14 protein-coding genes are annotated in these 24,225 nt (G+C 71.1%); 10 read left to right on the forward strand and 4 right to left on the reverse strand.

Going from position 1 to position 24,225, the window contains the following annotated elements; all coding sequences use genetic code 11:
• Window positions 1-46: 46 nt before the first annotated feature.
• Window positions 47-2,680: a SpoIIE family protein phosphatase gene (locus tag ABR738_RS29735; RefSeq protein ID WP_350233015.1), complete on the reverse strand. Its 2,634-nt coding sequence runs from the start codon at window positions 2,678-2,680 to the stop codon at window positions 47-49.
• 522 nt (window positions 2,681-3,202) lie between these two features.
• Between ABR738_RS29735 and ABR738_RS29740 the strand changes: the two genes are divergently transcribed.
• From ABR738_RS29740 to ABR738_RS29785, 10 genes are all read left to right on the forward strand, one after another.
• On the forward strand, window positions 3,203-8,545 hold the full coding sequence (locus ABR738_RS29740) for a HAMP domain-containing protein (RefSeq protein ID WP_350234804.1): 5,343 nt from the start codon (window positions 3,203-3,205) through the stop codon (window positions 8,543-8,545).
• Window positions 8,546-8,791: 246 nt separating this feature from the next.
• Entirely contained in the window at window positions 8,792-9,469 is a 678-nt protein-coding gene (locus tag ABR738_RS29745; RefSeq protein ID WP_350233016.1) for a response regulator, read from the forward strand.
• Between the two features lie 123 nt (window positions 9,470-9,592).
• Complete coding sequence (locus ABR738_RS29750; RefSeq protein ID WP_350233017.1) at window positions 9,593-12,367, forward strand: DNA translocase FtsK; 2,775 nt, start codon at window positions 9,593-9,595, stop codon at window positions 12,365-12,367.
• 316 nt (window positions 12,368-12,683) lie between these two features.
• Window positions 12,684-13,541: a helix-turn-helix domain-containing protein gene (locus ABR738_RS29755; protein ID WP_350233018.1), complete on the forward strand. Its 858-nt coding sequence runs from the start codon at window positions 12,684-12,686 to the stop codon at window positions 13,539-13,541.
• Window positions 13,542-13,601: 60 nt separating this feature from the next.
• Window positions 13,602-15,077, forward strand: a complete 1,476-nt coding sequence (rimO, locus tag ABR738_RS29760) for a 30S ribosomal protein S12 methylthiotransferase RimO (RefSeq protein ID WP_350233019.1) — start codon at window positions 13,602-13,604, stop codon at window positions 15,075-15,077.
• On the forward strand, window positions 15,074-15,742 hold the full coding sequence (pgsA, locus tag ABR738_RS29765) for a CDP-diacylglycerol--glycerol-3-phosphate 3-phosphatidyltransferase (RefSeq protein ID WP_350233020.1): 669 nt from the start codon (window positions 15,074-15,076) through the stop codon (window positions 15,740-15,742). Before rimO ends, pgsA begins: the two co-directional genes overlap by 4 nt.
• Window positions 15,739-16,248 (forward strand): CinA family protein, encoded by a 510-nt coding sequence (locus ABR738_RS29770; RefSeq protein WP_350233021.1) that lies wholly within the window; start codon window positions 15,739-15,741, stop codon window positions 16,246-16,248. Before pgsA ends, ABR738_RS29770 begins: the two co-directional genes overlap by 4 nt.
• Window positions 16,249-16,357: 109 nt before the next feature.
• Window positions 16,358-16,747: a helix-turn-helix domain-containing protein gene (locus ABR738_RS29775; RefSeq protein WP_053726410.1), complete on the forward strand. Its 390-nt coding sequence runs from the start codon at window positions 16,358-16,360 to the stop codon at window positions 16,745-16,747.
• A gap of 196 nt (window positions 16,748-16,943) precedes the next feature.
• Window positions 16,944-17,414, forward strand: coding sequence for a Dps family protein (locus ABR738_RS29780; RefSeq protein ID WP_350233022.1), 471 nt, complete (start codon window positions 16,944-16,946; stop codon window positions 17,412-17,414).
• Between the two features lie 159 nt (window positions 17,415-17,573).
• Complete coding sequence (locus ABR738_RS29785; RefSeq protein ID WP_469481414.1) at window positions 17,574-17,810, forward strand: hypothetical protein; 237 nt, start codon at window positions 17,574-17,576, stop codon at window positions 17,808-17,810.
• Here the strand turns inward: ABR738_RS29785 and ABR738_RS29790 are convergent.
• The 3 genes from ABR738_RS29790 to ABR738_RS29800 all read right to left on the reverse strand — a co-directional run bounded on the left by ABR738_RS29790 (window position 17,758) and on the right by ABR738_RS29800 (window position 24,216).
• Window positions 17,758-18,522 (reverse strand): SDR family NAD(P)-dependent oxidoreductase, encoded by a 765-nt coding sequence (locus ABR738_RS29790; protein WP_350233023.1) that lies wholly within the window; start codon window positions 18,520-18,522, stop codon window positions 17,758-17,760. The two genes, ABR738_RS29785 and ABR738_RS29790, sit on opposite strands and share 53 nt — an antisense overlap.
• 252 nt (window positions 18,523-18,774) lie before the next feature.
• Entirely contained in the window at window positions 18,775-19,542 is a 768-nt protein-coding gene (locus ABR738_RS29795; protein ID WP_350233024.1) for a DNA-formamidopyrimidine glycosylase family protein, read from the reverse strand.
• A 48-nt stretch (window positions 19,543-19,590) separates the two neighbouring features.
• Window positions 19,591-24,216: an ATP-dependent helicase gene (locus ABR738_RS29800; RefSeq protein WP_350233025.1), complete on the reverse strand. Its 4,626-nt coding sequence runs from the start codon at window positions 24,214-24,216 to the stop codon at window positions 19,591-19,593.
• Window positions 24,217-24,225 lie beyond the last annotated feature (9 nt).

Below are 24,225 nucleotides of genomic sequence, written 5' to 3' on the forward strand. Positions count from 1 at the left end.
GGGCCTTTCGCGTACCCGGCCTTTCGTGTGCCGGGGTCCGCTCGGGCTATCGCTTGGCCTCTTCGGGGATGCGCATCGTCAGGATCGCCATGTCGTCGGAGGCCGGTTCGGCGGCGAAGCGTTCGACCGCGCGCAGGACGCGGGCCGCGACCGCGCCCGCCGTCAGACCCGTACACATGGCCAGCACGTCCGCGAGGCCGTCGTCGCCCAGCATGCGCGTGCCCTCACGGCGCTCGGTGATGCCGTCCGTGACGCAGAGCAGGACGTCACCCGGGTCGAGCGTGATCGTCTGCTCGTACAGCTCCAGGTCGTCCATCACGCCGAGCAGGGGCTGCGGGTCGGCGGCCGGCTCGACGGTGCCGTCCTGACGCAGGCGCAACGGGAGGGGGTGGCCGGCGCAGACGACCTTCAACAGGGCGCTGCCGTCCTCCTGGGGCCACAACTCCCCGTAGAGAAGCGTCAGGAAGCGGCTGCGGGCGCCCTCGTCGAGGATCGCGGCGTTGAGGCGTTCGAGGACCGCGGGGCCGCCGAAACCCTCGCGGGCCAGCAGGCGCAGCGCGTGCCGGGCCAGGCCCGTGACGGCGGCGGCCTCCGGTCCCGTACCGCACACGTCGCCGATGGCGAAGCCGTACGCGCCGTCCTGGATGGGGAAGAGGTCGTAGAAGTCGCCGCCCACTTCGTTGCCCTCGCCAGCCGCGCGGTAGATCACCTCGACCTCGACGCCGGGGATCTGCGGCAGACCGGGCGGGAGCAGGGAGCGCTGGAGGGAGCGGCTGATGGCCATGCGCTCGGAGTAAAGGCGCGAGTTGTCCAGGGCGAGCGCGGCCCGGCGGGACAGGTCCTCGGCGAGTTCGAGGATTTCCTGGCGGAAGTGGTCGTCGGAGGGTTTGCCCAGGGTGAGCATGCCGATGACGCGGTTGCGGGCGACGAGCGGCAGGACAACGGTTTCGCCGCCCACCGCGGCGGCGGTCGACAGGGTGCTGCCGAGGCCGCCACCGGTGTAGGAGGTGCCGGAACGGCCGAGGTCGCGCATCGAGACGCGCAGCGCCGCCTGGTGGGCGGCTTCGCCGGGGGCCGTCCAGACGCGGGCGCCGGGCGTCGGCACCGGCTCCGGCGGGCTGATCTTGGAGAGCAGGGCCTTGAGGCCGTCGATGCGCTCCTCGTCCTCGTGCAGGACATAGGAGAGGTAGGGGTCGGAGGACTGGTCGGCGATCGTGTAGACGGCGCACCAGGTGGCCAGGGTGGGCACGGTCATCTGGGCCATCAGGGCGAGCGTCTGGTCGCGGTCCAGGGTGCCGGCCAGCAGGTCGGAGGCTTCCACCAGGAAGCTCAGTGACCCTCTGCGCAGGCGTTCCAGTTCGCCGAGGCGGGCCGATTCGACGGCGAGCGCGATGCGGTCGGCGGCGAACTGAAGTCGCAGGGCCTCTTCGTTGGAGTAGCGTCCGGGCGATTCGGCGGCGACGCCGAGCGAGCCGGTCAGGCGGCCCTCGACCTTGAGCGGGACGGTGACGACCGAACGCATGCCGGTGCTCTCAAGCAGCGGCACGGCGCCCGGTACGGCCGCCAGGTCCTCATGGACGGCGGGCATGCGCGCCGAGCCGTAGCGGCCCGTGCCGGCCTCGACGGGGACGCGGGCGAACCGCTGGCGGGCCGAGGGAAGGCCGGTGGTGGCCCGGACCTCGAGCTCGGTCTCGTCGTCGGTGGCCAGGAGCAGGAAGGCGGAGTCGCCGTCGAGCATGTCGCGGGCCCGTTCGACGGTGCGCTGGAGCAGTCCGTCGAGGTCGTCGGGGGCGGGGGAGCCGATGAAGACCTCGAAGGGGTCGACGCTGCGGCTCTCACCGAGGACGGCCGCCTCGGTCGCGGGCTGGCGCACGGGGGTCTGGAGCACCGCGCGCTCGTCGTCGCGTACCAGCAGACAGACCGTGGAGGGCTCGCCCTCGGTGTCGCGGACCCGCAGATGCGAGGCGTACACCGGGACCACGCGTCCGTCGGCGCCCCTTATCCCGTAGGTGCCTTCCCAGCGCGAGAGTTGGAGGGCTTCGACGATGCCGGTGGAGGTGCCGGGGGTGTGCGGCCAGGCGGCGAAGTCGGTGAGCGCCTTGCCGGTGACCTGCTCGGCGGCGTAGCCGAACAGGTCCTGCGCGTCCTCGTTCCAGGCGCGGACGGCGCCGGCGCGGTCGATCTGCACGACCGCGACGCGGACTCTGCCGTCGGCGACCGGGAGCAGCGCGGTGGGCAGGGCGGGGCCGGCCGAGCGGGTGCCCACCGGCCGGTTGGTCAGGTCGAGTTGGAACCAGACGTTCTTCCTGGTGGGGGTGTATTCGACGCCCCAGCGGGAGGCGAGGGCGGCGCAGAGCAGCAGGCCCCGGCCGTTCTCGCGCTCGGGGCCCGCGATGTCGGCGGGGGAGCCGAGCAGCGGAACTTCCCGTTCGGGGTAGCGGTCGGCCACTTCGACGCGGACGCCGTCCTCGGAGCGCAGGCACAGGACGTCCGCCTTGGTGCCGGCGTGGACCACCGCGTTGGTGACGAGCTCACTGGTCAAGACCACGGCGTCGTCCACCACGTCCGCGTACCCCCAGCCCTGGAGGGTGTCACGGACGAAAGCGCGGGCGGTCGCGACGGACCGCCCGACAGGGTCGAAGCTGGCTGCCGCCCGCGCGGTGATCACAGAACTCCTCATACGCGTCTCGACGCCCGGATTTCCTTGCCGGGGCTCCGGAACGCGCCCCTGGGGAAACAACAGTCCCATCTCGGCCCGCCCCTTCGGTGTCCCGTGGTCGTCCTCCGCACCGCCCTCCCCCAGCTTTTCCGGGCAAAGGGTACGAACCGCCCCATGCCGGGCGGCTGGGGCGGTTGGACAGCCGGAATCCAGGTTACTTACCTTCGGGGCCCGAGCGGATGCCGGTCACCAGTGTTTCCGCCCTGCATGGGCGGGGACGGATATGCGAAGCTGCCGAACTGTTATGGCCTGGTTCGGCCATGGTGAAACACTGGGCATGCTTCCGGAGACAGCCCGGGTGCGGTCAACCCTTGCGGGAGGGACACGGTGGAGTCTGGCGCAGCGGCGCGCGGCGTAGGCACGCGCGCGAAAGACGATCAGCCCCGGACTCAACAGGCCCGGAACAGCAGGCAGCGGGGGAGCGGCGGTACGACGGAGGTCGACACGGCCGCCCTTCAGCGCCTGCTGACCGCGCTCGCGGCGATGCGGGACGGAAACTTCCGCAAGCGGCTGACGGTCTCGGGTGACGGGGTGATGGCGGAGATCTGCGCCGTCTTCAACGAGGTCGCCGACCGCAATCTGCACCTGACCGGCGAGATCGCCCGCGTGCGCAGGATGGTGGGGCGCGAGGGGAAGCTGACCGAGCGCCTGGAGAACGGGGCCTGCGAGGGCTCCTGGGCGGCCGCCATCGACGCCTCCAACGCGCTGGTCGACGATCTCGCGCGGCCCGTGTCGGAGGTCGGGCGGGTGCTCTCGGCGGTCACCGAGGGCGATCTGGAACAGCGCATGGACCTGCGTTCACACGGCAGCGACGGCGCCGAGCGGCCGCTGCGCGGGGAATTCCTCAAGGTCGGGCGGACCGTCAACAACCTGGTCGACCAGCTCTCCGCCTTCACCGACGAGGTGACGCGGGTGGCTCTCGAAGTCGGCACGGAGGGCAAGCTCGGCGGTCAGGCCCAGGTGCGCGGAATGTCGGGTTCCTGGAAGGATCTGACGGATTCGGTCAACACGATGGCGTACCGGCTGACGGCCCAGGTACGTGACATTGCTCTCGTCACCACCGCCGTCGCCAAGGGCGATCTCTCCCGCAAGGTCACCGTGCACGTGGCCGGCGAGATGCTTCAGCTGAAGAACACCGTCAACACCATGGTCGACCAGCTGTCCTCCTTCTCCTCCGAGGTCACCCGCGTCGCGCGCGAGGTGGGCACCGAGGGTGAGCTGGGCGGGCAGGCGCAGGTGCCGGGCGTGGCCGGGGTGTGGAAGGACCTCACCGACTCCGTCAACGTGATGGCGACGAACCTGACCGCCCAGGTGCGCGGGATCGCCCAGGTCACCACGGCCGTGGCCAGCGGTGACCTCTCGCAGAAGGTCACGGTCAACGCGCGCGGCGAGGTCGCGCAGCTGGCGGAGACCATCAACCAGATGACCGAGACGCTGCGCACGTTCGCGGACGAGGTCACCCGCGTCGCCAACGAGGTCGGCGCCGAGGGGCTGCTCGGCGGACAGGCGCAGGTGCCGGGGGCCGCGGGCACCTGGAAGGACCTGACGGACTCCGTCAACACGGTCTTCCGCAACCTGACGACGCAGGTGCGCGACATCGCGCAGGTCACGACGGCGGTCGCCAGTGGTGACATGAGCCAGAAGGTCACCGTGGACGTGGCCGGCGAGATGCTGGAGCTGAAGAACACCGTCAACACGATGGTCGACCAGCTCCAGTCGTTCGGTTCCGAGGTGACCCGCGTGGCCCGTGAGGTCGGCATCGAGGGCCGGCTCGGCGGGCAGGCGGAGGTGCCGGGCGCCGCCGGCACGTGGAAGGACCTCACCGACTCCGTCAACACCGCCTTCCGCAACCTCACCGGTCAGGTCCGCGACATCGCGCAGGTCACGACGGCGGTCGCCAACGGCGACCTGTCCCAGAAGGTCACCGTGGACGTGGCCGGCGAGATGCTGGAGCTGAAGAACACCGTCAACACGATGGTGGCGCAGCTGTCCTCCTTCGCCGACCAGGTCACGCGGATGGCGCGGGACGTGGGCACCGAGGGACGCCTGGGCGGCCAGGCCCGGGTGGACGGCGTCTCGGGCACCTGGAAGGAGCTCACGGACTCCGTCAACTTCATGGCCGGCAACCTGACGTCCCAGGTGCGTCAGATCGCCCAGGTGACCACGGCGGTGGCCCGGGGCGACCTGTCGCAGAAGATCGACGTGGACGCGCGCGGCGAGATGCTGGAGCTGAAGAACACCATCAACACGATGGTCGACCAGCTCTCCGCGTTCGCCGAGCAGGTCACCCGCGTCGCCCGTGAGGTCGGCACCGACGGACGGCTCGGCGGCCAGGCCCAGGTGCCCGGCGTCGCCGGCGTGTGGCGCGACCTGACGGACTCCGTGAACGGCATGGCCGGCAACCTCACGGCGCAGGTGCGCAACATCGCCCAGGTCGCCACGGCGGTGGCCCGCGGCGATCTGTCGCAGAAGATCGACGTGGACGCGCGCGGGGAGATCCTGGAGCTCAAGAACACCCTGAACACCATGGTCGACCAGCTCTCCAACTTCGCGGAGCAGGTCACCCGGGTGGCGCGCGAGGTGGGCACCGAGGGCATCCTGGGCGGCCAGGCCGAGGTGCAGGGCGTGTCCGGCACCTGGAAGGACCTCACCCAGTCCGTCAACTTCATGGCCAACAACCTGACGTCCCAGGTGCGCAACATCGCCGAGGTCACCACCGCCGTCGCCGAGGGCGACCTCTCCAAGAAGATCACCGTGGACTCCAAGGGCGAGATCCTGGAGCTGGTCACGACCGTCAACACCATGGTCGACCAGTTGTCCAACTTCGCCGACGAGGTCACGCGCGTGGCCCGTGAGGTGGGCACCGAGGGCATCCTGGGCGGTCAGGCCCGGGTGCGCGGGGTCACCGGCATCTGGAAGGACCTCAGCGACAACGTCAACCTGATGGCCGCGAACCTCACGACCCAGGTGCGCAACATCTCCCGGGTCTCGGCGGCGGTCGCCAACGGCGACCTCACCAAGAAGGTGACGGTCGAGGCGCGTGGCGAGGTCGCCGAACTCGCCGACACGGTCAACACCATGGTGACGACGCTGTCCTCCTTCGCCGAGCAGGTCACCAAGGTCGCCCGTGAGGTGGGCACCGACGGCATCCTGGGCGGCCAGGCCCGCGTGCCCGGCGTCTCCGGTACGTGGAAGGACCTCACCGAGTCGGTGAACTCCATGGCCGACAACCTCACCGGCCAGGTGCGCCAGATCGCCACCGTCACCACCGCCATCGCGCAGGGCGACCTCACCAAGAAGATCGACATCGATGCCCGGGGCGAGATCCAGGAGCTGAAGAACACCATCAACACGATGGTCGACCAGCTGTCCTCCTTCGGCCAGGAAGTCACGCGCGTGGCCCGCGAGGTGGGCACCGAGGGCCAGTTGGGCGGCCACGCCCGGGTGCGGGACGTGGACGGGACCTGGCGCGACCTGACGGAGTCGGTGAACGAGATGGCAGGGAACCTGACCCGCCAGGTCCGCGCCATCGCGGCCGTCGCGACCGCGGTGACGCGCGGCGACCTCAACCTGAAGATCGACGTGGACGCGGCGGGTGAGATCCAGGCCCTCCAGGACAACATCAACACGATGATCGCCAACCTGCGCGACACCACCGTCGCCAACAAGGAACAGGACTGGCTCAAGGGCAACCTGGCCCGCATCTCCGGCCTCATGCAGGGCCGCCGCGACCTCGACGACGTCGCCTCGCTGATCATGACCGAGCTGACGCCGGTCGTCTCCGCCCAGCACGGCGCGTTCTTCCTCGCGATGCCCACCGGCGGCGGCTCGGAGGTGAGCCCCGGTGGCGACGGCTCCTACGAGCTGCGGATGCGCGGCAGTTACGGCTACTCCGCCGGGTCCATGCCGACGTCCTTCCGGCCCGGGGAGACCCTGATCGGCACGGCCGCCGAGGAGAAGCGGACGATCCTGGTGGAGAACGTGCCGCCGGGCTACCTCAGGATCTCCTCCGGCCTCGGCGAGGCGCCGCCCGCGCACGTGATCGTGCTGCCGGTGCTCTTCGAGGGCAAGGTGCTCGGCGTGATCGAGCTGGCGTCCTTCCAGCCGTTCACGCACATCCAGAAGGACTTCCTCAACCAGATCGCGGAGATGATCGCGACAAGCGTCAACACCATCTCCGTCAACTCCAAGACCGAGGTGCTGCTCAAACAGTCGCAGGAGCTCACCGAGCAACTGCGCGAGAGGTCGGCGGAGTTGGAGAACCGCCAGAGCGCGCTCCAGGCCTCCAACGCCGAACTGGAGGAGAAGGCCGAGCTGCTGGCCCAGCAGAACCGCGACATCGAGGTGAAGAACACCGAGATCGAAGAGGCCCGGCAGGTCCTGGAGGAACGGGCCGAACAGCTCGCCGTCTCCATGCGCTACAAGTCGGAGTTCCTGGCGAACATGTCGCACGAGCTGCGTACGCCGCTCAACTCCCTTCTGATCCTCGCCAAGTTGCTCGCCGACAACGCCGAGGGCAACCTCTCGCCCAAGCAGGTCGAGTTCGCCGAGACGATCCACGGGGCGGGTTCCGACCTGCTCCAGCTGATCAACGACATCCTGGACCTGTCCAAGGTCGAGGCCGGCAAGATGGACGTCTCGCCCACCCGGATCGCGCTGGTGCAGCTGGTCGACTACGTGGAGGCGACGTTCCGCCCGCTCACCGCGGAGAAGGGCCTGGACTTCTCGGTGCGGGTCTCGCCCGAGCTGCCGGCGACGCTGCACACCGACGAGCAGCGCCTGCTTCAGGTGCTGCGCAACCTGCTGTCCAACGCGGTCAAGTTCACCGACAGCGGGGCCGTGGAACTCGTCATCCGCCCGGCCGGCTCCGATGTGCCGCACGCCATCCGCGAGCAGCTGCTGGAGGCGGGTTCGCTGCGGGACGCGGACGCCGGGCTGATCGCGTTCTCGGTCACCGACACCGGCATCGGGATCGCGGCCGGCAAGATGCGGGTGATCTTCGAGGCGTTCAAGCAGGCGGACGGCACGACCAGCCGCAAGTACGGCGGTACGGGCCTTGGCCTGTCCATCAGCCGCGAGATCGCGCGGCTGCTCGGCGGCGAGATCCACGCGGCGAGCGAGCCGGGGCGCGGCTCCACCTTCACGCTCTACCTCCCGCTGCACCTGAGCGAGTTGCCCCCCCAGGGCTACCCGCAGCTCGCGCCGGGCGCCACGGAGGGCGCGGCCGGCCTCGCCATCGACGCGGCCGTGCACCCCGACCTCGCGCGGCCGGGCGCCGGGACCGGCGCCCCCGAGGGACCGGGGCCCGGGACGGCCGGGCTTTTCAGGCGCCGGCGCAAGGCGCTTGAGGCGGCCGGCCAGACGGCGCCCCCCGCGCAGCAGCAGGAGACGGGCGCCGGCGAGAGCTGGGCGCCCGAACCGGAACGGGCCCCCGCGCGCGGCTTCCACTTCGCGGGCGAGAAGGTGCTGATCGTCGACGACGACGTACGCAACGTCTTCGCGCTCACCAGCGTCCTTGAGCAGCACGGGCTTTCGGTGCTGTACGCGGAGAACGGCCGGGAGGGCATCGAGGTCCTGGAGCAGCACGAGGACACCGCGGTGGTTCTGATGGACATCATGATGCCCGAGATGGACGGGTACGCCACGACCTCGGCGATCCGCAGGATGCCGCAGTTCGCCGGTCTGCCGATCGTCGCGCTCACCGCGAAGGCGATGAAGGGGGACCGCGAGAAGGCCATCGACTCCGGCGCCTCGGACTATGTGACCAAGCCGGTCGACCCCGATCATCTGCTCTCGGTGATGGAGCAGTGGATGCGGGGCAAGTGACCCGGGGGCCCGCGCGGGGCGGTCCCGCGCCGACGGACGGTGGCCGAAGCGTGTGAAGCGGCGTTGTACGGGGAACCTTCTGGTCTCCCCCCACGTTTCTGCTACGTGCACAGTGACATCGCGGTGACAGGGTGTGGCGACAGGCGGGGTGCGGCTACCATGACCGGCACAAGGACGGGCGACACAAGGCAGTCGCCGTCCCCTGGGGCGGCGCCCGGTGCACTGCCGGGACGAGGAGGGCGGGCCATGGTGCATAAGGCCAAGATCCTCCTGGTCGATGACCGGCCGGAGAATCTGCTGGCGCTGGAGGCCATCCTCTCCGCGCTCGATCAGACACTGGTGCGGGCATCGTCAGGGGAGGAAGCGCTCAAAGCGCTGCTTACGGACGATTTCGCGGTCATCCTGCTGGACGTCCAGATGCCCGGAATGGATGGATTCGAGACCGCCGCGCACATCAAGCGGCGGGAACGGACGCGGGACATCCCGATCATCTTCCTCACGGCCATCAACCACGGCCCCCACCACACCTTCCGGGGTTACGCGGCGGGCGCGGTGGACTACATCTCCAAGCCGTTCGACCCCTGGGTCCTGCGCGCCAAGGTGTCGGTCTTCGTCGAGCTCTACATGAAGAACTGCCAGCTGCGCGAGCAGGCCTCCCTGCTGCGCCTGCAACTGGAGGGCGGCTCCCACGGCGGCGACGCGGCCAAGGAGTCGGCGGGCCTGCTGGCCGAACTCTCCGCGCGGCTCGCGGCAGTTGAGGAGCAGGCCGAGGCGCTGTCCAAGCAGCTCGACGACGAATCCGCCGACGCGGCGGCCGTCGCCACCGCCGCCCACCTGGAGCGCAAGCTCACCGGCCTGCGCCGGGCGTTGGACGCGCTGGAGCCCGGCACCGGCGGCGCGCCCACCCTGCCGACACAGAACTGACCGGCCCCGCGCTGACGCCACGTCGCTCTGACGCGGCGTCAGCGGGCTTGCTCCGTACGACACGAACGGGTGAAGGCCTGGGCACAGGTGTCCACCGGCGCCGACCCAGGTAACCTCAGCACCATGGCCTCACGTACGTCCGGCAAGGGTTCCCAGGGCACGGCGGGCACCGCGAAGCGCACCGGCCGTACCCCGGCGAAGAAAGCCGCGCCCGCGAAGAAACCCGCAGCCGGCAAGGCGCCCGCGAAGAAGACCGCCGCCAAGAGGCCGCCCGCGAAGAGGGCGGCGGCCCCCAGGCCCGCCCCCAAGGCCGCCCCGTCCCCCACCGGCGGCCTCTACCGGCTCGCGCGGGCCCTGTGGCTGGGCGCGGCCCACGGCGTGGGCGCGGTCTTCCGCGGCATAGGACGCGGCGCCAAGGGACTCGACCCCGCCCACCGCAAGGACGGCTCGGCCCTGCTGCTGCTCGGCATCGCGCTGATCGTCGCCGCCGGCACCTGGTCGAACCTGCGCGGACCCGTCGGCGACCTCGTCCAGATGCTGGTGACCGGCGCGTTCGGCCGGCTCGACGTGGTGGTGCCGCTGCTGCTCGGCGCCATCGGCGTCCGGCTCATCCTCTATCCCGAAAAGCCCGAGGCCAACGGGCGGATCGTCATCGGCCTGTCCGCGCTCGTCCTCGGCGTGCTCGGCCAGGTCCACATCGCGTGCGGATCGCCCGGCCGCAACGACGGCACCGACGCCCTTCAGGACGCGGGCGGCCTGATCGGATGGGCCGCCTCCAAACCGCTCGAATTCACCCTCGGCGACGTCCTGGCCGTACCGATGCTCGTGCTGCTCACCGTCTTCGGGCTGCTCGTCGTCACCGCGACACCCGTCAACGCCATCCCCCAGCGCCTGCGGCTGCTCGCCGTCCGCCTCGGCGTCCTCGAACCGCTGCCCGGCGAACTCGCCGGGGAGGAGCTGTACGAGGAGGAGTGGCGCGAGGCCGAGCCCACGCCCCGCGCCAGGCGCCGCTCCGGTGCTCCCGGCGCCGGGCCGGACGCGGGGCTCGCCGAGGAGGAGGCGCTGACGCGGCGCCGACGGCCCCGGCGCGGCTCCGTGCAGCCCGCGTTCGACAACGGCCTGGACCCGGTCGACGTGGCCGCCGCCGCGGCCGCCGCCCTCGATGGCGCCGTCATGAACGGGCTGCCGCCCTCGCCCGTGGTCGCCGACCTCACTCAGGGCGTCTCCACCGACCACGGCGCCGCTCCCGGCGCGGCCACCGAGCTGCCCACCGCACGCGCCGCCCAGGCCGAGGCCACGACTCGGCGCCCGGCCGCGCCCAAGGCCACCCCGGGCGCGCCCCCCGTCGTACCCGACCTGACCAAGCCCGCGCGTGAGAGCACCGAGCCGCTGCCCCCGCGCGCCGAACAGCTCCAGCTCGCCGGGGACATCACCTACGCGCTGCCCTCCTTGGACCTTCTGGAGCGGGGCGGGCCCGGCAAGACGCGCAGCGCCGCCAACGACGCCGTCGTCGCCTCACTCCAGAACGTCTTCATGGAGTTCAAGGTCGACGCGAACGTCACCGGCTTCACCCGGGGCCCGACGGTCACGCGGTACGAAATCGAACTCGGCCCGGCCGTCAAGGTCGAGCGGATCACCGCGCTCGCCAAGAACATCGCGTACGCGGTCGCCAGCCCCGACGTCAGGATCATCTCGCCGATCCCGGGCAAGTCGGCGGTCGGCATCGAGATCCCCAACACCGACCGCGAGATGGTCAACCTCGGTGACGTACTGCGCCTGGCGGACGCGGCCGAGGACGACCATCCGATGCTGGTGGCGCTCGGCAAGGACGTCGAGGGCGGCTACGTCATGGCCAACCTCGCCAAGATGCCCCACGTCCTGGTCGCCGGAGCCACCGGTTCCGGAAAGTCCTCCTGCATCAACTGCCTCATCACCTCGGTGATGGTGCGGGCCACCCCCGAGGACGTCCGCATGGTGCTCGTCGACCCCAAGCGGGTGGAGCTGACGGCGTACGAGGGCATTCCGCACCTCATCACGCCGATCATCACCAACCCCAAGCGGGCCGCCGAAGCGCTCCAGTGGGTCGTGCGCGAGATGGACCTGCGCTACGACGACCTCGCGGCGTTCGGCTTCCGCCACATCGACGACTTCAACGAGGCCATCCGGGCCGGCAAGGTGAAACTGCCCGAGGGCAGCGAGCGCGAGCTGACGCCCTACCCCTACCTTCTGGTGATCGTCGACGAGCTCGCCGACCTCATGATGGTCGCGCCGCGCGACGTGGAGGACGCCATCGTCCGCATCACCCAGCTGGCGCGCGCCGCCGGCATCCATCTGGTGCTCGCCACCCAGCGGCCCTCCGTCGACGTCGTCACCGGCCTGATCAAGGCGAACGTGCCCTCGCGGCTCGCCTTCGCTACGTCCTCGCTCGCCGACAGCCGGGTCATCCTCGACCAGCCCGGCGCCGAGAAACTGATCGGCAAGGGCGACGGCCTCTTCCTGCCGATGGGCGCCAACAAACCGACCCGCCTCCAGGGTGCCTTCGTCACCGAGGACGAGATCCACGCCATCGTCCAGCACTGCAAGGACCAGATGGCGCCCGTCTTCCGGGACGACGTCACGGTCGGCACCAAGCAGAAGAAGGAGATCGACGAGGAGATCGGCGACGATCTCGACCTGCTGTGCCAGGCCGCCGAGCTGGTGGTGTCCACCCAGTTCGGCTCGACGTCGATGCTCCAGCGCAAGCTGCGGGTCGGCTTCGCCAAGGCGGGCCGGCTCATGGACCTGATGGAGTCGCGGGGCATCGTGGGCCCCAGCGAAGGCTCCAAGGCGCGCGACGTCCTCATCAAGCCCGACGAACTCGATGGAGTGCTCGCCGTGATCCGGGGGGAGGCTCCCTGAGTGTGTGCGACGAAGACCGACGGCCCGCGCTTTGGCGGCGGACGGCACGCCCAAGGCGCGCCGGCGCCCGCCTGATCCGGCCGGCTGACCGCCGACCGGCCCAAACAGCACTCGTACGGGATGAGCGAGCAACCGTTTCCCCTGGCGTCACGTCAAGTTGAGCAAGACAGCAGAGCAGGTGCGGTCGGCGGTCCCTCGGACAGGGGCGCCGGCCATACCGATGGCGTACAAAGTCCACGCTCCCGGTTGCCCCACTCTTTCGTACCCCCCCTAGACTGAACATCCAGCAGGTGGCTCACGCTCGAAAGGCGCCCCCGTGTCCATCGGCAACTCTCCCGAAGACGACCGGCCTTCGATCGAAGACGACGGGCCGGCGACCGCACCTGACGGGCCGTCGATCGGTCGTGTCCTTCAGCAGGCCCGGATCGCCGCGGGGCTGACGGTCGACGAAGTCAGTTCCGCCACGCGGGTGCGCATCCCCATCGTGCACGCGATCGAAGGGGACGACTTCTCGCGGTGCGGCGGCGATGTGTACGCGCGCGGACACATCCGCACCTTCGCCCAGGCCGTCGGCATCGACCCCGCCCCGCTGGTCGCCCAGTACGACGACGAGCACGGCGGCCGCCCCGCGCCGACGCCCCCCGCCCCGCTGTTCGACGCGGAACGCATCCGCCCCGAGCCGCGCCGGCCCAACTGGACCGCCGCCATGGTCGCCGCGATCGTCGTGGTCGTGGGCTTCGTCGGCTTCACCATGTTCGGCGGCAGCGACAAGGGCAAGGGCCACTCCTCCGTCGCCGAGGGCCCCGCCCAGCACAAGCCCAACAGCCCCGCGGCCAGCCCCCAGGCCCCCAAGGCCCCCGCACCCAAGCCGACCCCGGCCCCCTCCGACAGCGCGATCGCCGCGGTCCCCGCCGACAAGGTCACCGTCAAGGTCACCGCGGTCAACGACAAGAGCTGGATCTCGGCCAAGGACCACAACGGCAAGATGCTCTTCGACGGCCTGCTCGAAAAAGGCCAGGCCCAGACGTTCCAGGACGGCGAGAAGGTCGACCTGATCCTCGGCAACGCCGGGGCGATCGAGCTCTACGTCAACGGCAAGAAGATCGACAGCAAGTTCGACGACGGCCAGGTCGAGCGCCTGAGCTACACCAAGGGCGACCCCCAGGCCGGCTGACGCCGTGGCCCACGACCCTCGCGGCGGGGGCGTGGGCCAGGACAAAGTAGTCTTGAGTCCATGCCCGAACGCCGCACCGTCGCCCTTGTCACTCTTGGCTGCGCCCGTAACGAGGTGGACTCGGAGGAGCTCGCAGGCCGCTTGGCAGCGGACGGCTGGGAGCTCGTCGAGGACGCATCGGACGCGGACGTCGCCGTCGTCAACACCTGTGGATTCGTCGAAGCAGCCAAGAAGGACTCCGTCGACGCCCTCCTGGAAGCCAACGATCTGAAGGATCACGGCAGGACCCAGGCCGTCGTCGCGGTCGGCTGCATGGCCGAGCGGTACGGCAAGGACCTCGCCGAAGCGCTCCCCGAGGCCGACGGCGTACTCGGCTTCGACGACTACGCCGACATCTCCGACCGCCTCCAGACCATCCTCAACGGCGGCATCCACGCCTCGCACACCCCCCGCGACCGCCGCAAGCTGCTGCCCATCAGCCCGGCCGAGCGCCAGGCCGCCCCCGATGTGGCGCTGCCCGGACACGCCCAGGACACCCCGCCCGAGGACCTGCCCGAGGGCCTCGCGCCCGCCTCCGGGCCGCGCGCCCCGCTGCGGCGCAGGCTCGACACCAGCCCCGTCGCCTCCGTGAAGCTGGCCTCCGGCTGCGACCGCCGCTGCTCGTTCTGCGCGATCCCCTCCTTCCGCGGCTCGTTCATCTCACGCCGTCCCAGCGACGTGCTCGGCGAGACCCGCTGGCTGGCCGAACAGGGCGTCAAGGAGATCATGCTGGTCTCCGAGAACAACACCTCCTACGGCAAGGACCTGGGCGACATCCGTCTCCTGGAGACCCTGCTGCCCGAGCTCGCCCAGGTCGAGGGCATCGAGCGGGTGCGGGTCAGCTACCTCCAGCCCGCCGAGATGCGCCCCGGCCTCATCGACGTGCTCACCTCGACCGAGAAGGTCGTGCCGTACTTCGACCTCTCCTTCCAGCACTCCGCGCCCGGCGTGCTGCGCGCGATGCGGCGCTTCGGCGACACCGAGCGCTTCCTGGAACTGCTCGACACCATCCGCGCCAAGGCGCCCGCGGCCGGGGTCCGCTCCAACTTCATCGTCGGCTTCCCCGGGGAGAGCGAGGAGGACTTCAAGGAGCTGGAACGCTTCCTCACCGCCGCCCGCCTGGACGCGATCGGTGTCTTCGGCTACTCCGACGAGGAGGGCACCGAAGCGCTCGGCTACGACAACAAGCTCGACGAGGACACCATCGCCGAACGCCTCGCGCACCTGTCGCGCCTGGCCGAGGAGCTGACCGCGCAGCGCGCCGAGGAGCGCGTCGGCGACACCGTGCGGGTCCTGGTGGAGAGCGTGGACGGCGACGAGGCGGAAGGTGCGGTCGGCCGCGCCGAGCACCAGGCGCCCGAGACCGACGGCCAGGTGATCTTCACCGAGAGCGTGGGCCTTGCGCCGGGCCGTATCGTCGAGGCGAAGGTGGTCGCCACCGAAGGTGTCGACCTCGTGGTCGAGTTGCTCGGCGGGGCCGAGGAGGCGGGCAGATGACCGGAGTCCCGGCGTCGACGGCGGGCGGTACCGGCCGTGCGCCGGCGCCCGGCGGCAAGCTGGGTGCTGCGGCCGTCAACCAGGCCAGCCTCTGGAACATCGCCAACATCTTGACCATGCTCCGGCTCGTGCTCGTGCCGGGCTTCGTGATGCTGCTGCTCGCGGACGGCGGATACGACCCGGCGATGCGGGCCTGGGCCTGGGCGGCCTTCGCCGTCGCCATGATCACCGACATCTTCGACGGGCATCTGGCGCGCACCTACAACCTGGTCACCGACTTCGGGAAGATCGCCGACCCGATCGCCGACAAGGCGATCATGGGCGCGGCACTGATCTGTCTCTCCCTGCTCGGCGATCTGTCCTGGTGGGTCACCGGCGTCATCCTCTTCCGGGAACTGGGCATCACGCTCATGCGTTTCTGGGTCATCCGGCACGGGGTGATTCCGGCCAGCCGCGGCGGCAAGCTCAAGACCCTCGCCCAGGGCACCGCGACCGGCATGTACGTCCTGGCCCTGACCGGTCCGCTGGCCACCCTGCGCTTCTGGGTGATGGCGATCGCGGTGGTTTTGACGGTGGTCACGGGTCTCGACTATGTGCGCCAGGCGATCGTGCTGAGGCGCCAGGGACTCGCCGCGCGGCGCGCGTCGCAGGATCCGGCGTCATGAGCGAAGCGGCCCGGGTCCTGGCTCTGCTCACGGAACGTCATCAAACGCTCGCGGTGGCGGAGTCCCTGACGGGTGGCCTCGTGGCGGCCGAGCTGACGTCGGTGCCCGGTGCCTCGCGTGTTTTCCGCGGCTCGGTGACGGCGTACGCGACCGACCTCAAGGGGGCCCTGCTGGGGGTGGACCAGGCCCTGCTGGCCGAGCGCGGTGCGGTCGATCCCGAGGTCGCGTCGCAGATGGCGGCGGGCGTACGCCGGGCGCTCGACGCGAGCTGGGGCATCGCGACCACGGGGGTGGCAGGCCCTGAGCCGCAGGACGGCCGGCCGGTGGGGACGGTATACGTTTCGGCCGTTGGCCCCGGGGGCGCGAAGAAAACAGTCGCTTTGCGGTTGAACGGCGACCGGGCGGAAATCCGTAGAGAGAGTGTACGCAGCGTGCTCGAACTGCTCTCCACTGAACTCCGCAAGGCTGGGCGGGCACAGGATACGGAACAGAACGGGGGGATTTGATGTTTGCAGCCCTGAGTGAACACGACATCGCTCCCCGCACGGCCGCGGCGCGAGGCGGTACGGTGGGGCGTGAAGGATGCGGCTACGCGGTCCGAGGAGGGAGCCACCGATGATTCTGCTCCGTCGCCTGCTGGGTGACGTGCTGCGTCGGCAGCGCCAGCGCCAGGGCCGTACTCTGCGCGAAGTCTCCTCGTCCGCCCGAGTCTCACTCGGCTATCTCTCCGAGGTGGAGCGGGGGCAGAAGGAGGCATCCTCCGAGCTGCTCTCCGCGATCTGCGACGCGCTTGACGTACGGATGTCCGAGCTCATGCGCGAAGTGAGCGACGAGCTGGCACTCGCCGAGCTCGCTGCCTCTGCGGCAGCGAGTGATCCGGTGCCGGTGCGTGCGCCGGTACGTCCGATGCTCAATTCGATCTCCGTGACGTCGGTGACTGGTGTGCCGACGGAGCGGGTGACGATCAAGGCGCCCGCGGAAGCGGTGGACGTCGTCGCGGCCTGATCGTCAGGTTCGCGCCCAGGCTTGTCCCGAGCCCCGCCCGGTCATGTGACCGGACGGGGCTCGGCTATTCCGGCGCGCCCGTTTCGGGGCTTGTGTGGCAGTGTGGTAGGAGATCGCGCATACGTCCGGTGACTCGCAGGAGTGTTCCCTTCGTGCGGGGAACCCCGCGGACGTTCCGTCCGAGTGGAGGAATCGCATGTCCTACATCAAGAGCCCGCTGTCCGACTCCGACCTCAAGGTGGTCGGCGACGCGCTCCAGGGCGCCCTGGTGGATCTCGTGGACCTCTCCCTGGTGGCCAAGCAGGTGCACTGGAACGTGGTCGGCCCCCGTTTCCGCTCCGTCCACCTCCAGCTGGACGAGGTCGTCACCACCGCGCGCCAGCACTCGGACACCGTGGCCGAGCGGGCCAGCGCCATCGGCGTGAGCCCCGACGGGCGGTCCGCCACGGTGGCGAAGTCCAGCGCGATCGACACCGTCCCCGAAGGCTGGATCAAGGACGTTCAGGCCGTGAAGGTCCTGGTGGACGCGCTCGGAGTGGTGATCGGCCGGATGCGCGAACGCATCGCGGCGACCGACGAGCCCGACCCGATCACCCAGGACATCCTCATCGGCCTCACCGCCGACCTGGAGAAGCACGCTTGGATGTTCCAGGCGGAAACCGTCTGAACCACGCCGAAGGGGCGGCGGGCCCCCGCGCGTGGGCCCGTCCGGGGGCGGGGGCGGGCCTGGTGAGGCGTGGGGGACACCGAGCGCGCCGGGCCCGCACCCGGTGCGCCCTCCCGGCGGGTTTCCCGGCGGTCTAGCGTCGGCCCGAGGAGGCGACCCATGGCGGTGGCGGTGCGTTGGATACCCGCGCTCATAGTGGCGGGCCTTTGGTGGTGGGCCGTGCTGAGGCTGGTGCTCGTGCCCGGCCACGCCGGGCTCATCGAGGGCGCGATGGTCGCGGGCGGCTGGGGGCTGAGCCTGCTGCCGGTGCATGTGGCGGCCCTGCCGGCCGGTGGGGCGCGCCCTACCAGGGCATGGAGACGCCGCCGTTCGGACGCAGGATCTGACCCGTCGTGAACGCCGAGGCGTCCGTGGCCAGGTACAGCACGGTATGGGCGACATCCTCAGGGGTGCCCAGCCGGCCCAGCGGGGAGAGACGGACCATCATCGACTCCACCCGCTCCTGCTCGCCGGCCGCGTGCCGCTCGGTCATCGGGGTGCGGATCCAGCCGGGAGCCACGGCGTTGACGCGGATCTTGTGCGGCCCGAGTTCGCTCGCGAGGGTCCTCGTGAGCTGCACCACCGCCGCCTTGGAGACGCTGTAGCAGAACAGGTCCGGCCGCGCGGAGTCCACGGCGCCGGAGGCCATCGTGATGAGGGAACCCCCGATGCCGTGGGCGATCATCACGCGGGCCGCCTCCCGGCAGGCGTGCAGCACGCCCAGGAAGTTGACGGACATGACCCGCTCCAGGTCCGCGTCGTCGCTCTCCAAGGCCGAGCCGGAGTGCATGATCCCCGCGATCGCCGCCAGCACATGGACCGGCCCCGCCGCCCGCACCGCCGCTTCGACCTGGGCGCGGTCGGCGACATCGAGACGGTGCAGGTGGGCGGCGCCGCCCGCCTCGGCGATCAGCGCCCGGGTCTCCTCCAGGCCCGCCTCGTCGCGGTCCGCGCAGTGCACCCGCGCGCCGGCCCCCGCGAGCAGCAGGGCGCTCGCGCGGCCGATCCCGCCGGCGGCGCCGGTGACAAAGGCCGTGCGGCCGCTGAGGTCGTACGCCGTGAGGGCCATGCCGGGACCGTACGACTGGATCTGACGGGTCGTCAATAACCGTGCGGGTCACGGGCGGTGCGAGCCATCCAGGGCGGACCGTCGCGCCGGTCCGAGCGGCCCAGGGGGGAACTGTCGGCCCGGCTCCGAGCTGCCCGGGGCGGGCCGTCGCCCCGCGCCGAGTGGCCCAGGGCGAACCGTCGCCCCGGTTCCGAGCGGCCCACGGTGAACCGCCGCCCCGGTTCCGAGCGGCCCAGAGTGAATCGTCGCGTGTCACAACGTGGGGGAGGGCTGGCACGTGGGGCACCAGTAGGTGGGGCGCTCACGGCCCTGAGGGTCGCGTTCCATGGTGGTGCGGATGGGGGTGCGACAGCGCGGGCACGGCCGGTTCGCCCGGCCGTAGATGTACGCCTGGCGCACCGGCCGGTCCTTGTTGGCCTCAAGGAGCCGCTTGGCGGTGTCCACCACGCGCTCCGGCGCGGGCAGTTGCCCGATCTCCAGCCACGGTACGACCCGCAGCGCGAAACAGATCTCCGACTTGAAGACGTTGCCGACGCCGGCCAGATTGCGCTGGTCCAGCAGGGCCTGGCCCAGCGGGCGCCCCGGATCGCTCAGCAGGTTGCGCAGCGCGATCTCCGCGTCCCAGTCCGGGCCCAGCAGGTCCGGGCCCAGATGGCCCACCGCTTTCGTCTCGTCGCGCGTACGCAGCAGTTCAAGGACGGGCAGCCGGTAGCCGACCGCCGTGTGCCCGGCATTCGCGAGGATCGCCCGGATCTGGTGGGCGGGGCCGCCGCTCCAGCGCTCACCTGCCGCGAAGATCCGCCAGGATCCGTCCATCCGCAGATGGGAGTGGAGGGTCAGGCCCCCCTCGATACGGGTCAGCAGATGCTTGCCGCGCGGGGTCACATCCAGCACGGCCCGCCCGGTCAGGTCGGCCGTGGCGAACCGCGGCACCCGCAGATCGGAGCGGGTCAGAACCTGTCCGGCCAGCGCTGTGTGCAGCCGCCGCGCGGCCTGGTAGACGGTGTCGCCTTCGGGCATGGGTCAATTGTGCCGGGCGCGGCGTACAAGGGCTTGCCCGCGCCCGCGTCACGGTCTCAGACGCAGCCCCTTGGGTGTCGCCACGAAACCCGCCGCCTCCAGGGCCCGGGCGAGCGGCGAGGTCAGCGCCGGATCCCCATTGGCCCGTTCCACGGTGATCGTCCCCAGACGTCCCGCCCGCGCCGACCCCGCCAGCGCACCCACCGCCGTGCCCAGCGCCGCGTCGTCGGGCCCGGACGCCCACGCCAGCAACGACTTGCCGCCGCGCTCCAGATACAGCACGAGCTCGCCGTCGACCAGGACGACCAGGGAGCCCGCCTTGCGGCCCGGCTTGTGCCCGGCCCCGCCCGGCGCCTCGGGCCAGGGCAGCGCCGCGCCGTAGGCGTTCGCCGGGTCGGCGGCCGCCAGGACGACGCCCTGCGCGGGCTTTCGCGCGTCGCTGCCCCGGTCCCGGGCGGTGGCCGCCGCCCGCAGCCGGTCCACCGCGCCGTCCATCGCGAACTGGGCGGCGCCGAGGCCTTCCACCACATAGCCGCGCCGCGCCTGCCCGCTGTCCTCGAACGCCGCCAGGACGCGATACGTCGCCGCGAAGCCGCCCTCGACGCCCTCGGCCTGCACCGCGCCCCGGGTGACCACGCCATGGCGGTCAAGCAGAGTGCGGGCCAGAGCGTGCGCGCGGTGCGTCGCGTCGCTCTCGCGTTCGGGCAGCAGCGACCAGCGGCCCGACACCGTGGGCGGCCCGGAGCGCGACGCGGTGCGGGCGGCGGCGCTCAAAGTGCCGTAACGGCCGCGCGGGACGGGCCGCTTGGCGCGGTGGGCCGTGGCCCCTGCGGTGCGCCCGGAGCCCAGCACGGAACGCAACGGCGCCAGCGTGTCGTTGGTCAGCCGCCCCGACCACGCCAAATCCCATACCGCGTCCGCGAGTTGCACCTCGCTCACCTGCGGGTGGGTGGTGGCGCGGACCTGGTCGGCGAGCTGGCGGAAGAACAGGCCGTAACCGGGCGCGAGCGCGCTGAGCACCGACTCGTGCAGCGCCGTCAGCTCCAGCGGATGCGGGGGCGGCAGCAGCAGCGGCGCCGCGTCGGCGAGATACAGACACACCCAGCCGTCCTTGCCGGGCAGCGCGCCCGCTCCCGCCCACACCACCTCACCGGTCGTGGTGAGCTCGTCAAGGAGCGCCGGGCTGTAGTCCGACACCCGCGACGGCAGGATCAGCTTCTCCAGCGCCGAAGCCGGGACAGCCGCGCCCTGCAACTGCTCCACGGCCCGCGCCAGACCGTCGATGCCACGCAGGGAACTGCCGCCCAGATGCTGCCAGGGCGGCAGAAAACCGGCCAGCGCGGCCGGCGGCACCGGTTCCAGCTCCTGGCGCAGCGCCGCGAGCGAACGCCTGCGCAGCCTGCGCAAAATCGTCGCGTCGCACCACTCCTGACCGATGCCCGCCGGATGGAACTCGCCCTGCACCACCCGCCCCGACGCCGCCAGACGGTGCAGCGCGCCGTCGGTGACCGCGGTGCCAAGACCGAACCGGGACGCGGCCGTCGCCGACGTGAACGGGCCGTGCGTCCGCGCGTAACGCGACAGCAGATCACCCAGAGGGTCCTTCACCGGCTCGGTGAACGCCTCGGGCACACCGACGGGAAGCGCCGTGCCCAGCGCGTCCCGCAGCCGCCCCGCGTCCTCGATCGCCGCCCAGTGGTCCGCGCCGGCGATCCGCACCCGTAGCGCGCGCCGCGACCGCTCCAGCTCCAAAGCCCAGCCGGACTCGGCGCCCCGCGCCGCCAACTCCGCCTCCGTGAGCGGCCCCAGAACCCGCAGCAGATCCGCGACGCCCTCGACGTCCTTGATGCGGCGGTCCTCGGTGAGCCACTGAAGCACCTGCTCCAGCTCGGCCAGCACCTCACCGTCCAGCAGCTCGCGCAGCTCCGCCTGGCCAAGCAGCTCGGCCAGCAGACGAGAATCCAACGACAGGGCGGCCGCCCGCCGCTCGGCGAGCGGCGAATCCCCCTCGTAGAGGAACTGCGCGACATAACCGAACAGGAGCGAGCGGGCGAACGGCGACGGCTCCGGCGTGGTGACCTCCACCAGACGCACCCGGCGCGCCTCCAGATCACCCATCAGCTCGGTGAGCCCCGGCACGTCGAACACATCCTGAAGGCACTCACGCACCGCCTCCAAGACGATCGGGAACGACCCGAACTCGCTTGCCACCTCCAGGAGTTGAGCCGCCCGCTGGCGCTGCTGCCACAGCGGGGTGCGCTTGCCGGGAGTGCGCCGAGGCAACAACAGGGCACGCGCGGCGCACTCGCGAAAACGCGAGGCGAACAACGCCGAGCCGCCGACCTGGTCGGTGACGATCTGCTCGATCTCACCCTTGTCGAAGACCGTGTCCGCCGCCCCGACAGGAGCCCGCTCGCTGTCATACGTGGTGTCCAGCCGCGCCGGATCCTGATCGAGCAGATCAAGACCCATCATGTCGGCGTCGGGCAGCCGCAGCACGATGCCGTCGTCGGCGTGCATCACCTGCGCGTCCATGCCGTACCGCTCAGCGAGGCGGGCACCGAGCGCCAGCGCCCAAGGGGCGTGCACCTGCGCCCCGAAGGGGGAGTGGATGACCACTCGCCAGTCACCCAGCTCGTCCCTGAAACGCTCCACCACGATCGTCCGGTCGTCCGGGATGTGACCACACGCGCGGCGCTGCTCGTCGAGATAGCCGATCAGATTGTCCGCCGCCCACGCGTCCAGACCCGCGCTCAGCAGCCGAAGCCTCGCGTCGTCACCGGACATCGAACCGACCTCACGCAAGAACGCGCCCAGCGCACGCCCCAACTCCAGCGGACGGCCCAGCTGGTCACCCTTCCAAAACGGCAGCCTGCCCGGCACGCCCGGCGCCGGCGACACCAGAACCCGGTCACGCGTGATGTCCTCGATACGCCACGACGTGGTGCCCAGCGTGAAGACATCACCCACCCGCGACTCGTACACCATCTCCTCGTCCAGCTCACCGACCCGCCCGCCGCCCTTCTTCGGGTCCGACCCCGCCAGAAAGACACCGAACAGACCCCGGTCGGGGATGGTGCCGCCCGAGGTGACCGCGAGCCGCTGAGCGCCGGGACGGCCCGTGACCGTACCCCCCACCCGGTCCCACACCACCCTCGGACGCAACTCCGCGAACGCGTCCGATGGATAACGGCCCGCCAGCATGTCCAGGACCGCCGTGAACGCCGACTCCGGCAGCGCCGCGAACGGCGCGGCCCGCCGCACCAGCGCCAACAGGTCATCCACCTGCCAGGTGTCGAGGGCGGTCATCGCGACCAGCTGCTGCGCCAGCACATCCAGCGGATTGGACGGAACCCGCAGCGCCTCGATCGCCCCCGCCCGCATCCGCTCGGTCACCACCGCCGACTGCACCAGATCACCCCGGTACTTGGGGAAGACGACACCGGTGGACACCGCGCCGACCTGATGCCCCGCACGGCCCACACGCTGCAACCCCGACGCCACCGACGGCGGCGACTCGACCTGCACCACCAGATCCACCGCACCCATGTCGATGCCCAGCTCAAGACTCGAAGTCGCCACCACCGCCGGGATCCGCCCCGCCTTCAAGTCCTCCTCCACCACCGCCCGCTGCTCCTTGGAGACCGAACCGTGATGCGCCTTGGCGAGCAGCGCGGGCGCACCGGCCGCCGCACCCGAGCCGCCCATCAGATCCGCCGGCGCGTGGTCCTCGCCAAGCGGCGCGCCCACGGCCCGCTCGTAGGCGATCTCGTTGAGCCGGTTGCACAGACGCTCCGCGAGCCGACGGGAGTTGGCGAACACGATCGTCGAACGGTGCGCCTGCACCAGATCGACGATGCGCTCCTCCACGTGCGGCCAGATCGACGGCTTCTCCACGCCCTCCTGGGCGTCGGCCGACGGCGAAGCGCCCAACTCGGCCAGATCCTCCACCGGCACGACCACCGACAGGTCGAACTCCTTGGCGGACGGCGGCTGCACGATCTCGACCTTGCGCTGCGGCGAGAGATAACGCGCCACCTCATCGACCGGACGCACCGTCGCCGACAGGCCGATCCGGCGCGCCGGACGGGCCAGCAACTCGTCCAACCGCTCCAGCGACAACGCCAGATGAGCCCCCCGCTTGGTGCCGGCCACCGCGTGCACCTCGTCCAGGATCACCGTCTCCACCCCCGCGAGCGCGTCACGCGCGGCAGAAGTCAGCATCAAGAACAGCGACTCGGGCGTCGTGATCAGAATGTCCGGCGGCCGGGTGATCAGCGCCCGCCGCTCCGCCGGCGGCGTGTCCCCCGAGCGGATCCCCACGCGGACCTGCGGCTCCGCAAGACCCAGACGCACCGACTCCTGACGGATCCCCGTCAGCGGCGAACGCAGATTGCGCTCCACATCGACCGCGAGGGCCTTCAGCGGCGACACGTACAGCACCCGGCAGCGCTTCTTTGCCTCGGCGGGCGCCGGCGCGGCCGCGAGACGGTCCAGCGCGGCGAGGAACGCCGCGAGCGTCTTGCCCGAACCGGTCGGCGCGACCACCAGGACGTCCGAACCCTCCGCGATCGCCTTCCAGGCACCCTCCTGCGCCGCGGTGGGCGCGGTGAAAGCCCCCGTGAACCAGCCGCGCGTCGCGGGCGAGAAGGAATCCAGCGCTGTCCTTGCCATGGTCCCCAT

Origin of the sequence: Streptomyces sp. Edi4 (assembly GCF_040253615.1) — a bacterium.
Taxonomy (GTDB): domain Bacteria; phylum Actinomycetota; class Actinomycetes; order Streptomycetales; family Streptomycetaceae; genus Streptomyces.